Here is a 13,857-nt window from a genome sequence, read left to right as displayed (position 1 = left end):
GCGTCCCGGCCCCGGCTCAGGCGGTCTTGTCGCGGCGTCCGCGCAGCATCAGGAACCCGCCGGCCAGGAGCGCGATCGCCCCGCCGATGAACCCGACCAGCGGCAGCGTGGTGGTCAGCAGGCCGAGCAGCTGGCCGTTGTCCTTCGCCTCGGCGACGTTCTTCTCGACCTGCTCGTCGGTGAAGGCGAGCTGCATGTCGAGCAGCGTCGAGCCGTCCTCGAGCTCGCGCACCTCGTGCTGGGTCTGGTTGATGATCGAGCCGGTCGTCGGATCGATCCACAGGTACTTGTCCTGGGAGTAGACGCCCTCGATGCCGTCGACGACCTCGGCGGGCTGGTCCTCGATCAGCACGTGGTACTTGTACGTCTCGAGGCCCTCGATCGTCTCCGTGCCGTCGTAGGTGGCGTCGACCGCCTCGCCCAACATGCCGTCCCAGTAGGTGTAGTCCTTCTTCTGGGCGTCGAAGGGCCACTTGTTGACGAGGCCCGACTTCTCCTCGGAGCTCGGCGGCACGTACTTCGGGTCGTTGACCGCCTGGGCGGTGTTGCGGTTGGTGGCGAACACGTCGCTGCTGGCACTGACGAGCCGGTCGTCGGACTCGTCGACGCACTGGGGCGTGTCGCCGTCGTCGATCACCAGGCAGGTGGTGCTGACGAAGACCACGACGTCGTCGCTCGAGAGCTCGGCGTCGGCCTTCGTCACGCTGGCTGCCTTGACCTGGAGCGACTCGACCTCGCTCGTGGCGGGGTTGAGCTTGTCGGCCGTGCCGGACAGGTTGGTCAACGTGTCCGTGTCGAGCGGCGTCTTCTGGACGGCCGTGCCGCCCCAGAGCACCACGGTCAGCGCAGCGACGAGCAGGAACGAACCAAGACCGAGCAAGACGCCGGCAATGACCTTGCGCACGGGTACCCCCATAGATCAGTGAAGTCGCCGAAGGCTACCAGCAAGTAGATCCCTCGGGTAGGGAATCGTGACCACCCCTGCCGAGCGTGTTCCGGGGGGCCTCGAGGGGGCCGTGACTGGCATAGTCACGCCCGTGTCCCACGACGACGTCGCCCGCGAGAGCGAACACCTCCGCCGGCTCTACGCGCACCGCTTCGACCAGGACGCGGCCCAGCGCACGGCGCTCTGGCGCACCCTGTGCCGCTCCTACTTCCAGCGCTGGGTGCCGTCCGACGCGGTGGTGCTCGACCTGGCCGCCGGGCACTGCGAGTTCGCCAACAACATCGTGGCCGCGCGCCGGATCGCGGTCGACCTCAACCCGGCGGTGCACGAGCACGCCGACGAGGGCGTCGAGGCCCACGTCGCCAGCTCCACCGACCTGCACATGCTCGCCGACGCCACCGTCGACCGCGTGTTCGTGAGCAACTTCTTCGAGCACATCACCCGCGACGACATCCTCGCCACGCTCGCGGAGGTGCGACGCGTGCTGCGGCCGACCGGCAAGCTGCTGGTCCTGCAGCCCAACATCCGCTACTGCGCCCGCGACTACTGGATGTTCTTCGACCACGTCACGCCGGTCGACGACCGTGCCCTGGCCGAGGCGTTCGCCTCCACCGGCTTCCGCGTCGAGCTCAACCACCCGCGGTTCCTGCCCTACACGACCAAGAGCCGGCTCCCCTCGACCGACCGCCTGGTGCGGCTCTACCTCAGGTCGCCCTGGGCCTGGCGGGTGCTGGGCGGCCAGGCGTTCATGGTCGCCGTGCCGGACTGAACGGACAACCGACGGACGCGGGCCTCAGATGATCCCGTCGGCCATCGCCTGGCGCACCCACGGGACCACGACGTCGAGCATCTCGTCGAGGGACGTGGTGGCCTCGAAGCCCAGCACCTCGCGCGCCTTCGACACGTCGGGGACGCGTCGCTGCACGTCGTGCTCGAACGCGGGGTCGTGCTCGAGCGTGAGGGGGCGGTCGCCGTTGACCTTGGCCCAGATGATCGCGGCGAGCTCGCGGACGGTCGTGGACTCGGCCGTGGACAGGTTGAAGTCGTCGTTGCGGGCGGCCGGCGACTCCATCGCCTCGACGATGCCGCGCGCCAGGTCGGCGCCGTAGGTGTAGTGGCGCACCTGCTCGCCGTCGCCCAGCACGTGCAGCGGGTCCTGGCCCTTGAGCACCTTCTGGATCAGGTCGGGGACGACGTGGCTCATCGCGAGCTTGACGTTGCCGCTGGGGATCTCGACGTCCCCGAGGGCCCGCCCCTCCCCCACGCCCACGCAGTTGAAGGGCCGCACGATCGTGAACGGCAGGCCGTACTGGTCCCACGCGGCCCGAGCGAAGTACTCCACGGCGAGCTTCTGGAAGCCATAGGACGACAACGGCGGTGGGATCCTCCGCTCGTCACCCTCCACCGACGGCCAGTGCGTCGTGGACTCGAAGACCATCGACGACGACAGGTAGGTGACCTTCTCCAGGCCCCCCGTCGCGCGGGCCTTGATCGCGGCGTCGCAGGTGGCCGCGATGATCCGCTCGTTGGCGGCGAGCAGGTCGTAGGGGTAGGCATGGAAGTACGAGATGCCGCCGATCAGTGCGGCACCCGCGACCAGGTGCTCGCACCCGTCCAGCAGCCGCTCCATCAGCGCCACGTCGCGCACGTCTCCCTCGACGAAGGTGTAGCGCGGGTGGTCGTCATAGGACTTCGTCACCGGGCCGTACTTGGAGTAGTTGTCCACCCCGACCACCTCGTGCCCGCGCGCGAGCAGCTCCTCGACGACGTAGCCGCCGATGAAGCCGGCCGAGCCGGTGACCAGGACGCGACTCATGGGTGGACCTCCTGCTGGTTCCTGAGGGCGATGGCCGCCGAGCGTCGACGGACCTCCTCGAGCGAGAGCTCCGGGCCGAAGGCGAACCGGTACCACCGGAGGTACTTCGGGATCCACGCCCTCAGCTCGAAGCGCGAGTGCCCGACGGTGCGGTCGAGCCAGATCGTGGGCAGCTCGGCCACCGGCCGGCGCAGCCGCCGGGCCTTCGCCGTGAGCTCCAGGCCGATCTCGAACCCGGTCCGGCTGTCGATGCCGACCTCGCGCACGAACGCGGTGTCGTAGGCCTTGAAGCTGTTGGTGGCGTCGTCGGTGCCGACGCGGGCGAGCATCCCGAGCGAGCGCCCGGCCGCGTGGGAGAGGGCCGACTTGAGCAGAGGGCCCCCGACCTGCTGGCCGCCCGGGGCGTAGCGGGACGCAGCGGCCACGACGACGCCGCGCTCGACCAGCCGGGCCAGCGGGTCGATCAGCCGCGGGTCGTCCGAGCCGTCGGCCATCGTCACCACGACCACCGGGTGCGCCGCGTTGTCGATGCCGAAGCGGATTGCGTTGGCCGGGCCGCGGCCGTAGGTGCTCACGAGCGTGCGGACGCGGGGGTCGCCGCCGACGTGGTCGGCGACCGCCGCCAAGGTGCGGTCGTCGGGGAAGTCCACGACCACCAGCACCTCGAAGTCGAGCGTGATCGCGTCGACGATGCGGTCGAGCACGGGGCGGATCGCCTCGTCCTCCTGGTAGGCGGGGATCACCACCGACACGCTGGTCGCGCTCACGTGAGCGACCCCTCGCCGCGCAGGTTCCACACGTCGACGACCTCGCACGCGATCGGGAGGTCGCGGTAGGCCTCGTGGGGGGCGCCGATGACGACGAGGTCGGCCGCGGCCAGGACCTCGTCGAGCGGGAGGAGCTCCGGGTCGTCACGGACGAAGGGGTCGCTCGTGAGCACGCGTCCGGCGCGGAACCGCAGCACGCGCTTGAGCCGGTAGGACAGGCTGGAGCGCCGGTCGTCGCTCTCGGCCTTGAACGCCATGCCCAGGATCGCGACCGTCATCGTGGAGAGGTCGTGGCTGGCCTCGATCCGCTTGACGATGTAGTCGGGCAGGCCCTCGTTGACCAGCATCGCCGAGTGCCCCAGCGGGAACGACCCGCCCGTCACCGACGCCAGCTGCATCGTGTCCTTGAACAGGCACGGCCCGGCGGCCAGGCCCGGCCCGGGCAGGTCGGCGGCCCGCGGGTAGTCCTGCGTCATCGCGTCGCGGATCCGCGCGAAGTCGAGGCCGAGGTCGTTGGCCATCATGAAGTACTGGTTGGCCGCGGCGAACTTGATGTAGCGCCACGAGTTGGTGAACAGCTTGGCCAGCTCGGCCTCCTCGGGCTCGAGCTCGACGATGCGGTCGGTGAGCCGGCGGAACAGGTCGCCTGCGCGCTTCACCGCTCCGGGCGTACGGGCCGAGACGATCTGCGGGAGCTCGAAGAGCTCGGTCATCGCTCGCCCTTCGGCGATCCGCTCGGGGCAGAACGCCAGGTCGACCCCGCTGCGGCCGGCGAGCAGCTGCTCGACGCGTCGGGTGACCCCGGGGAACACCGTGCTCCGCAGCACCAGCAGCTGACCCGCCCGCAGCTGGCCGAGCAGGTCGCCCACCGCGCGCGGGACGGCCTCCGGGTCGGGACTGAGGTACTGGTCGACGGGCGTGCCCACCACGACGATCACGACCTCGGCGCAGGAGACCAGGGACAGGTCGTTGCGGGCGATCAGCGCGCCGCTGGCGAGCGCCTCCGCGAGGGGGCCCTCGACCCCCGGCTCGAGGAACGGCGCGACGCCGTCGCTGATCGACGCGACGGCGGCGTCGTTGATGTCGTGGATGGCCACGCGGAGGCCGCGCGAGGCGAAGGCGACCGCGAGCGGGAAGCCGACGTGCCCGGCACCGCCCACGATGCAGACGTCGAAGTCGAATGTGGTGCTCACCGTTTGCCTGCGCTCCTTCGTACGATCGCAGACAACCTACGTTACTGGCGGGTTGGACGCCGCCGATCGACACGACTCGGTGTGGCATGATGCGGCGCCGAAGGGGGCCACAGTGCGGCAGCTGGACTCGAAGTCGGTCTCGTGGAGACCGGCGTACACGCCATCTGTGGCACACGTCGTGACGGTCGGGGTCATTGTCGTGCTGCTGCACGCCGCCTTCCGTGGATGGGCCATTTGGTCGAGCTGGTTCCTCCTCGACGACTTCAATCTCCTGGATCAAGGCTCAGTCGGCTCGCCGGCCTGGTCCTATCTCGTCCAGACCTACAACGGGCACCTCATGCCCGGAGGACGTCTGATCGCATGGGCCGTCGCCCAGAGCGGGCACGTGAACTGGGGTCTGGCGGCACTGATCATGTGGGGACTACAGGTTCTCGCGAGCCTCTCGTGCTTGTGGATGCTCATCGTCCTCTTCGGCAAACGGTGGGGCGTGCTCGCACCGCTTCTTCTCTACACGACGAGCGCGCTGAGCGTCCCGTCGTTCGTGTGGTGGGCTGCAAGTCTCAACCAGACGCCCATCCACGTGTCCTTCTTCTGCGCGGTGGCGTGCTGGATCCACTACCTGCGTAGCCGCCAAGTTGGTTGGCTCGCGGGGACCTTGCTGGCGCTGGCATTCGGGCTCTTCTTCTGGGTCAAAGCGATTCTCCTGGTGCCGGTGCTGGCATTTCTCGCGTTGGCCTACTTCGCGCACGGCGGTCCAGTTGGGCGGCTGGTCGGTGTGGTCCGGACGTACTGGCTGGCGTGCGTCGTCGGGGCAGTGCTTGTGGCGTCGTACCTGGCCGTGTACCTCAGCCAAGGTGGAACCGAGCCGCTCGATGTCTCACCTTCGCTGTTCGGCGCCCTCGCCGAGACAATGCTCGGCAGCGCCTTCGCCACCGGGATCGTGGGCGGGCCCTGGCGCTGGAACAACTTCGCCCCTCCCACGGCCTACGCGGACCCACCTCTCTGGGCCCAGCAGGCAGCATGGGTCCTCATCTCTCTGGTCGTCGTCTATGCGTGGCTCCGCCGCACCAACACGCTGCGCGTCTGGGTGTTGGTCGCGGGCTACCTTGCAGCGCTGCTGGTCCTTCTCGCTACGTCCAGAGCCCCGCTGTTCGGCGCGGGTATCGGCATGGAGCTCCGTTACGTCGCGGACGCCATCCTCGTCACGACACTGGCGCTGGGCTTGATCACCATGCCTGTCGTCGGATCGCTGGAATCGAGCGCTCTACGGCAAGCACCACTTCTGGTCCGGCCGGCTCCCCGCTGGGTGGCTGGGGCGGTCGTGGGTGTCGTCGCCATTGGCGGCATCTACAGCTCAATCACCTACGCGGGCTATTGGCATCACGAGAATCCCGGCAAGTCCTACCTCCTGACATTGAAGTCCGACCTCGACCGGCGACCGCCCACCGAGATGGCCGCTCAGATCGTTCCCGAGGAGGTGTTCTCCTCTCTCGCCGCGCCGGCCAACAACACGGCGTTCCTCGCTCCCCTGTTGTCGGACAATGCAACCTTCGTCGACCGGTCATCGAACCTGGCGACTGTCGGTCCTGACGGGAGCCTGCGGCAGACCCTTATTGGGCCGGGAGTCGCGTCGCGGCCAGGCCCGATCGAGGACTGCGGATGGAAGGTCCGGACTCGGGGCCGCACCATTCCGTTGGTAGGACGCGCGTTCCACTACGTCTGGTGGGTGCGAATCGCCTACCTCTCCTCGGACGACTCACCAGTGAGGATCCGCGCAGGCGGGGTCGAGCACAGTTCGTGGATCATGTCTGGTCTCAACAACCTGTACGTTCGCGTCGAGGGGTCCTTCGATGACGTTCGGATCGACGGCCTGGACCCAGGTGTGACCATGTGCGTCGACGTGGTGGAAGTCGGTCCGCCGGAACCGGGAGGGCGGTTGCCATGAAGTTGCCGAGGTCGCCACGTTGGAGGGCCGCGTCGCCTCACGCTGACCCGGCAGTCGAGTTCCCCGTCCTCGACACGCTGCGCGCGATCGGGGCGCTCGCCGTCCTGACGACGCACACCGCGTTCCAGTCCGGCGACTACCTCCGCAACGGGGTCTGGGGGACGATCCTCGCGCGTCTGGACGTGGGCGTGGCGATCTTCTTCGTGCTGTCCGGATTCCTCCTCTCCCGGCCATGGCTCGCGCGCGCGGCCGACTCGGCCCGTCCGCCCTCGACGCGGCGCTACTACGAGAAGCGCCTGCTGCGGATCTACCCGGTCTACCTCGTGACGGTGGTGATCGCGCTCGTCCTGATCCCGGACAACGAAGGCGCCGGGCTCGGCACCTGGGTCTCGTCACTGCTTCTCGCCGACCCCTACACGTCCGAGAAGCTGCCCCACGGACTGACACAGATGTGGAGCCTGACCGCGGAGGCGGCGTTCTACGTGCTGCTGCCGATCCTGATGCGGCTGGCCATCGGATCGGGCCGGGGCTTGCGCCCGTGGCGGGTGCTCGCCGTGGCGACGGGAATGGTCGCCGTCAACGTCCTGTGGATCTACGTCCTCGCCGGCCTGGTGCAGGACCACACCGACGGAGCCCCCGGGCTGTGGCTCCCGGCGTTCGCCTCGTGGTTCGCCGTAGGGATCGTCCTCGCGTTGGTCCAGGTGCTGCACGACCGCGGACAGCTCCCCGTCCGTGCGCGTGCGATCGTCGACGTCGCCCGGATGCCTGGCGTCTGTTGGGCGATCATCGGCGGCCTGGTGCTCGTGGCCGCGACGCCGGTGGCCGGCCCGGTCATGTTCCAGGTCGGGAGCGACGGTCAGATCTTCGCCAAGCACCTGCTCTACGCGGTGATCGGTGGCCTGATGGTCCTCACCGGGGTGTTCGCCGACCGAGCAGGCACCTATGCGAGGGTCATGTCGTGGCCGCTCCTGCGGCACCTCGGCCACATCTCCTACGGGGTGTTCTGCATCCACCTCGCGATGCTGTCGTTGATCTACGCCGTCACCGACTACTCCGTGTTCAGCGGCGACGGGTTGCCTGTCTGGGCGCTGAGCGTCGTGCTCAGCGTCCTCGCCGCCGAGCTGCTCTACCGCGTGATCGAGGTGCCGTCAGCCCGGATCGCGGATCGGTGGCGTCGTGAGGAGTCGAGGGCGAGCGCGCCGAGGACCGAGCAGACCGCGGCCAGCACGAGGTAGTGGGGCCAGCCCCACGAGCCCGCCCACCCCGCGTTGGCGCCCCACGGACGCACGACGTACGACGCAGCTGCCGGGAGCAACAGGACGCCGACCAGCCACGCCGAACCCGTGGTAGGTGCCCGGCGGTGCACCAGCGCTCCTGCGGCCGCCGACGCCGCGGCGACGAGCAGGCCGGGTGTCCCCGCGAGCACGCCGCCAGCCGCGAGCGCGGTGGCCGCGGCAACGATGGATGAGCCGCGTCGTCCGGCTACCGGGGGAAGGTCCCTCCGCCTCGCGTCAGACCGGAGCAGCAGGAGCAGCAGGAGCAGCAGGGCCACCCCACCCACCAGGAGGGCAGCGCGGTAGGCCGTGTCAGGGGTGAACTTGGCGTCCACGCGCTCCCCTGCTCCGGCATCCAGTCGCCACCCCTGGCGCCATCCGTCGTAGGTCGCCGACTCGAGTGGTTGCGACCCCGCGTCGGCGGTCCACCCCGGGTTGACGTTCATGCCCGTGACGAGGTGGCGGCCAGCCTCCGGCGCGCCTGCCAGCAGCCGGGTGGGCGAGTCCATCGTCGACGAGAGTCCTTGCGCCGAAGCCGCGGGGGCGTCCCCGAGCACGACCGAGTCGACGACGAAGCCGCCGCCGGCCTCGACCTCGACCTCGTTGGCACCGGCTCGCAGCTCCAGCTCGTCGACACCGCACAGCTCGGCGCGTCCGGTCGCCCCGTCGTACAGCGCGGCAGGGTTCGCCGTGACCCGCGTGTCGTACGTCGTCTCGTTGATCCGCACGCGGGGTCCGGTCCCGCAGGCGGTGGTGCGGTCGGAGTCCGGGAGAAGGAACGGCACGAGCGGTAGCCCGCGCAGGCGCAGCTCGGAAATTCCGACTGGCACGGACGACATCGAGCCGTCGAATGCGATGTCCGTCGCCGGCTCGGCCTCGATCACACGGAGCGCCAGGCGCGTCGTGCGGATCGGCGGGAATCGCACCGTGCCGCGCTTGTTGGGGCGCACCGTCCGAGTGCCTCCGGGCCAGGTGAGCTCGAGCACCTCGGGGAGGCGCGCGGCGGCGCCCGGATCGACCGCGATGGACAGCCCGGTGATCTTCCGCCTGCCCAGCCAGTTGAGCGTCAGCTCCGGTCGAATGTCATCGGAGTCCGCGATCCAGGTCGTCGATGCCGTTCCGTCCACCGCCGCGACCGCGCGTGCCCGCGGGTCCGGTGCCACTGTGCTGGACGCGGAAACGGACACAGGCTGGTCGTCGAAGAGGTAGGCGTCCCAGGCCTCTCCCGGGTCGGCCGAGATCGCGATCCGGGCGGTGGTGGTCATCGGCCGCGGCAGGGTGAAGCGGCGCGCGAAGCCGAGCGGTTCCTCGTCGGCGGCCGCCTGGCCTGCGCGGCACCGAACGTTCGTCGCCACTCGGGCGCACCCCGTCCGGTCGTCCCGCACCCGACGCATGACCACAGCTGCGGGTGGGGCTGCGCCCTCCGGCGCGGCGGGCATGACCAGGGTTCGGTCGAGGTCCAGTCCCGCGACGCTCACGTCAGCGAGTGACAGCCGGTTGTCCGGTCGGCCGGACTGGTCCTCGATGCGCAGGACACGGGTGGGTCCTGGGATGGTGACCGTGCGGGTGTCGCCGGGCTCGAAGGTCAGCAGCGGGCTGGTCCACTCGTCGGTGCGGACCTGGAGCACCTCGCGCCCGTGGTCGGCCCCGACCGTGATCGAGGTACGCCCCGGGTAGGCCGGCGCACCCAGGTCGAGCTGCCACCAGTGCCCCAGGACCGAGCCAGGGCCGGAGACCCACGTGGATCGCGGGTCGTCGTCGATGGCTGCGAAGGGCATCGCGCCGGGCTGCACGGCCCCCGGCGAGTTGGCGTCGGACTGAGAGCTCGAGGCAGTGACGCTCGTGGCACCGTCCAGCTCGGCCCACGTCGACCAACGGGTGCCGTCGCCCACTTTGTAGTCCGGCGACCGGCTGGGCAGGTTTCGCGGCTGGTCGATCGTGCGGGTCTGGGACGTCGAGTCGTGCAACCGCCCGAAGTTGCGCTCCACGGCACGCATCCCGTCGGTCAGCACGACGGGCCATGAGGGATCGATGTCCTGCTCGTCAGCCGCGAGCAGCGCGGGGGCGGTGCCGAGCACCCCGAGCTCGGCTAGGTCACCGAGGTCCTCGGGGCCCCCGACGACCACCGTGGGACGGTCCGTCGACGAGACGCGTGAGACCTCGGCCCGCACGGCGTAGATCTCGATCGCGGGGTACTCGTCCTGCCATCCACCGTTGACCATGGCCTTGCCGAGCTCACCCTCGATCCGGGGTGCGCCGCCGATGAGGGGACCGAACGACCGCACACGCTCGATGCCGGGCGACTCGTCGAGTGCCTGGTGCACGAGCACGGGGTCCGGGACGTCGGCCGTGCGGGTCAGGTCGTTGCGCACCACGACGTGGCTGACCCCCGAGCGCGCGAGCAGACGGGCCAGACCGGCACCACCGCGCCCCTGCGCGAGCCGAGACTCCACGGCGTCGAGCATGCGGATGTTGCCCGCCGGCGCGAGCGGCACGGCGTTGCGGACCGCCCACGGCTTGTCGGCCAGCGACTGGAAGGGCTCGTCGCGGGGCGACCCCCAGACGTAGGTGCCGAAGGACGAGCCCGGGACCAGGAGCGCAGTGCCCTCGTCCTGGTCCTCCGCGAGCCAGTCTGCGGCAGCGGCCCAGTATCCGGGGACGTCGGCGAACCCGCCGGCCGGCGCGACGCGACCTACCGCCGCTGGCAATGAAGCGCCCAGGACCCCGACGACGCAGATCCCCACCAGTGGGACCAGCGTCACCCGCTGAGCGATCGCGCCGGGGCTGTGGTCACGGGCCAGCGCGGACCGGCGAGCCACCAGCTCATCGACGACGAACGCGAGTCCCACGACCATGGGCAGGCGGACCACCGGGTCGAACTTGTGGACGTTGCGCAAGGGCGCGAGCACCCCGTCGAGCAGGTCCTGCAGCTGGGGGGCGAACCACCCCTGCACCTGTCCGAGGTGTCCCATCGTGACGAGGACGAGCCCCACGAGCAGCCCCGAGAGCAGGAAGCCACGGTGCGGGTTTCGACGCAGCGCCAGTCCCACCAGGCCCAACAGCATGACCACGGCGCTGTTGAGGACGAGGTGCGCCTGCCGCAGGAGGTCGTTGCCTGCCCGAGATCCCGCGTCGACGTACGGGACCCAGTTCGACGTGCCCCGGAGCGCGTCGAAGAGCGTCGTCGGGAACGTGGTGTTGGCGCTCGACTCGATGAAGTCGAGGAAGGGAGGGCTGTAGCTGCCGAGCAGGAAGAGCGGGACGAGCCACCACAGCGTGGCCAGCAGGGTGAAGACCGGCCACCAGATCATCATCTGGCGCCGGCGGGGGCCCGGGGTGCGGGTGAGCAGCCAGAGGACCCCGAGCGGCAGCACGGCGCTGGTGGCCGCCGCGTTGACGCCGCCGACCATCGCGATCGCCAGCGCCGACAGCGCCGCGGCCCGCCGGGGGGAGCCGCGCTCCGCGCCCACGACGAGCGGGAGCAGCACCCAGGGGACGAGCGCCATCGGCCAGACCTCGATGGAGCTGGGCCCGATGACGGTGAGCATGCGCGGCGACAGCGCGTACGCCACGCCGCCGAGGACGCAGGCCAGGTCGGAGCGCACCCCGAGGGCGCGCGCGAGTCGGGCCGCGCCGACGAACGCGACGCACAGCACGAGCGCCGTCCAGAGGCGCTGCACCACCCAGCCGGGCGCGCCGAGGAGGTCGCCGAGCGCGAAGAACGGTCCCATCGGCCACAGGTAGCCGTAGGCCTGGTTCTGGAGCTGGCCGAACGCGCCCTCGCCGTCCCACAGGTGGGCGGCGCGCGACAGGAAGTCCCACGGAGCGATCGCCAGGTCGAGCTTGGTGTCGGCCACGAGCAGGCCCGGCGACTGGGTCATGGCCAGGCCGAGCAGCAGCACGCAGCCGGCGGTCAGCCGCCAGCGCCACGTCGTGCGGGCGCGGGTCACCTCCTCCTCAGCACGAGCACGAGGTTCCACGTCACCACCTCTCGCAGTCCGGGCACCCGTAGGAGCCAGCGGCTCCACCACGGGTTGTAGCGCGGGAGCACGTGCACGACGTCGGCCCCCTGCTGGGTGCGTGCCCACCGCAGTCCGTCGGCGACAGAGACCGCGAACAGCGACTCGCCGAACCGGTTCTTGGGCTCGTGGCTGTGGCGGCGAGCGTACCGGCGCCGGGCCCGGCGGCCCCCCAGGTAGTGCCACGGCGCCGTCTCGTGCCCGCCCCACGGGCCCCACCAGGTGGTGTAGCTGATGAAGACCAGCCCGCCGGGCCGGGTGACCCGCACCATCTCCTCCGCCATCCGCCACGGCTGCTCGACGTGCTCGAGCACGTTGGAGGAGTAGCACACGTCCACGGACGCGTCGCGGAACGGGAGCTGCATGCCGCTGCCGAGGACGGTGCGCGCGTCGATCTCACCCGTCCCGGCCAGCTCGCCGGCGTCCGCATCGAGGGCGACGTAGGAGGCCCCCGCCGACTCGAACGCCTGCCGGAAGTAGCCCGGCCCTCCCCCGACGTCGAGCATCAGCTGGCCGTGCAGGTCGTGGTACTGGGAGACCTGGAGGGCGGAGTCACGGGCCAGCGCGGTGTAGAACCGCGCCGGGTCGGACTGCTCGTGCCGGAACTCCCGGAACAGGTGCAGCGACCGGGAGAGGTCGGCGCGCCACGGCGGGTTCCTCGTCAGCACCCGCAGACCTTAGCCGACAAGTGACTCGGCGGTAGGGTTCGGCCCGATGACCGACCACGACGAGCTCGCGGGCCGCCATGTGGCCTTCCTCAGCTGGCGCGACACCCGCAACCCCGAGGGCGGCGGCGCCGAGCGCTACCTCGAGAAGATGGCGCACGGGCTGGTCGCGCGCGGCGCCGACGTCACCATCTTCTGCGCCGCCCACGCCGCGGCTCCGCCCGAGGAGGTCGTCGACGGCGTCCGCTTCGTCCGGCGCGGGTCCAAGCTCAGCGTCTACGCCGAGGGCTTCCGCGCGCTCGCCCGGGGCCGGCTCGGGCCGGTCGACCTCGTGGTCGACGTGCAGAACGGCCTGCCGTTCTTCACCCGGGCCGCCACCCGCGCACCCGTCGTCGTGCTCGTGCACCACGTGCACCGCGAGCAGTGGCCGGTCGTCTACCCGGGCCTCGTCGGCAAGGTGGGCTGGGCCGTCGAGCACCGGCTCGCACCATGGCTCTACCGCTCCAGTCAGTACGTCGCGGTGTCCCGGGCCACCCGCGACGAGCTCGCCACCCTCGGCGTGGACCGACGCCGCATCGCCGTCGTGCACAACGGCACCGACCCCGTCGTCGGCTCCGGGACGGGCACGTCGGCGCACCCCATGGTCGCGGTCGTCGGCCGGCTGGTCCCGCACAAGCAGGTGGAGCACGCGATCGACGCCGCCCTCACGCTGCGCGAGCGGTACCCCGACCTGCGCCTGCACGTCGTGGGCGGCGGGTGGTGGGAGGCCGAGCTGCACCGCTACGCGTCCGAGCGTGGCGCGAGCGACACGATCGTCTTCGAGGGGCACGTCGACGAGCGGCGCAAGCACGAGATCTACGAGCAGGCGTGGACACTGGCCCTCCCCTCGCTGAAAGAGGGGTGGGGGCTCGTCGTCGGCGAGGCCGGCATGCACCGCACACCCACCGTGGCCTACCGCTCAGCAGGCGGCACGCGCGAGTCGATCGCCCACGACCGCTCGGGGGTGCTGGTGGACCGGCAGCAGGACTTCGTCGAGGCCCTGGGGGCGCTGCTCGGCGACCCGGCGCTGCGGGCCCGCCTGGGCGACGGGGCGCTCGAGATGAGTCACCGGTTCACGTGGGAGCACGCGCAGGAGTCGTTCGCCCACGTCGTGGCGGCCGTGCTGCGTGGCGAGAGGGTCGACGCCCAGGACCCCGACGCCGAGTGAGCGGGACCGAGGCCGCTCAGCGCGA

General features: G+C 70.7%; 10 protein-coding genes. 4 read left to right on the top strand and 6 right to left on the bottom strand.

The window, feature by feature from the left end:
- Nucleotides 1-16: 16 nt before the first annotated feature.
- Entirely contained in the window at nt 17-904 is an 888-nt protein-coding gene (locus JX575_RS08615; RefSeq protein ID WP_186342021.1) for a DUF3068 domain-containing protein, read from the bottom strand.
- A gap of 133 nt (nt 905-1,037) precedes the next feature.
- Between JX575_RS08615 and JX575_RS08610 the strand changes: the two genes are divergently transcribed.
- Nucleotides 1,038-1,715 carry a class I SAM-dependent methyltransferase gene (locus tag JX575_RS08610; RefSeq protein ID WP_206054563.1) on the top strand — a complete coding sequence of 226 codons (678 nt, stop codon included), beginning with the start codon at nt 1,038-1,040 and terminating at the stop codon, nt 1,713-1,715.
- Nucleotides 1,716-1,739: 24 nt separating this feature from the next.
- On the opposite strand, the gene JX575_RS08605 is transcribed toward JX575_RS08610, so the two are convergent.
- The 3 genes from JX575_RS08605 to JX575_RS08595 are packed head-to-tail and all read right to left on the bottom strand — an operon-like array spanning nt 1,740 to nt 4,722.
- Complete coding sequence (locus JX575_RS08605; RefSeq protein ID WP_186342020.1) at nt 1,740-2,762, bottom strand: NAD-dependent epimerase/dehydratase family protein; 1,023 nt, start codon at nt 2,760-2,762, stop codon at nt 1,740-1,742.
- Nucleotides 2,759-3,529 (bottom strand): glycosyltransferase family 2 protein, encoded by a 771-nt coding sequence (locus tag JX575_RS08600; protein ID WP_186342019.1) that lies wholly within the window; start codon nt 3,527-3,529, stop codon nt 2,759-2,761. Before JX575_RS08600 ends, JX575_RS08605 begins: the two co-directional genes overlap by 4 nt.
- Nucleotides 3,526-4,722 carry a nucleotide sugar dehydrogenase gene (locus JX575_RS08595; RefSeq protein ID WP_186342018.1) on the bottom strand — a complete coding sequence of 399 codons (1,197 nt, stop codon included), beginning with the start codon at nt 4,720-4,722 and terminating at the stop codon, nt 3,526-3,528. Before JX575_RS08595 ends, JX575_RS08600 begins: the two co-directional genes overlap by 4 nt.
- A gap of 166 nt (nt 4,723-4,888) precedes the next feature.
- Here JX575_RS08595 and JX575_RS08590 point away from each other — a divergent pair, with 166 nt between their 5' ends.
- Both JX575_RS08590 and JX575_RS08585 read left to right on the top strand, forming a co-directional pair.
- The gene (locus JX575_RS08590; RefSeq protein ID WP_186342017.1) at nt 4,889-6,667 is read left to right on the top strand and encodes a hypothetical protein; all 1,779 of its coding nucleotides are present in this window, start codon (nt 4,889-4,891) and stop codon (nt 6,665-6,667) included.
- Nucleotides 6,664-7,902, top strand: coding sequence for an acyltransferase (locus JX575_RS08585; RefSeq protein ID WP_186342016.1), 1,239 nt, complete (start codon nt 6,664-6,666; stop codon nt 7,900-7,902). Before JX575_RS08590 ends, JX575_RS08585 begins: the two co-directional genes overlap by 4 nt.
- On the opposite strand, the gene JX575_RS08580 is transcribed toward JX575_RS08585, so the two are convergent.
- Complete coding sequence (locus JX575_RS08580; RefSeq protein WP_186342015.1) at nt 7,794-11,921, bottom strand: alpha-(1->3)-arabinofuranosyltransferase; 4,128 nt, start codon at nt 11,919-11,921, stop codon at nt 7,794-7,796. The genes JX575_RS08585 and JX575_RS08580 overlap by 109 nt on opposite strands.
- Nucleotides 11,888-12,628 carry a class I SAM-dependent methyltransferase gene (locus JX575_RS08575; RefSeq protein WP_241005395.1) on the bottom strand — a complete coding sequence of 247 codons (741 nt, stop codon included), beginning with the start codon at nt 12,626-12,628 and terminating at the stop codon, nt 11,888-11,890. The genes JX575_RS08580 and JX575_RS08575 overlap by 34 nt, the downstream gene beginning before the upstream one ends.
- A gap of 46 nt (nt 12,629-12,674) precedes the next feature.
- Between JX575_RS08575 and JX575_RS08570 the strand changes: the two genes are divergently transcribed.
- A complete protein-coding gene (locus tag JX575_RS08570; RefSeq protein ID WP_186342014.1) occupies nt 12,675-13,832 on the top strand; it encodes a glycosyltransferase family 4 protein in 1,158 nt (385 codons plus the stop codon).
- Nucleotides 13,833-13,857 lie beyond the last annotated feature (25 nt).

Source organism: Nocardioides sp. zg-1228 (assembly GCF_017086465.1).
Taxonomy (GTDB): Bacteria; Actinomycetota; Actinomycetes; order Propionibacteriales; family Nocardioidaceae; genus Nocardioides.
Note: the sequence above shows the minus strand (reverse complement) of the source record. Positions and strands in the feature narration are given on the sequence as shown.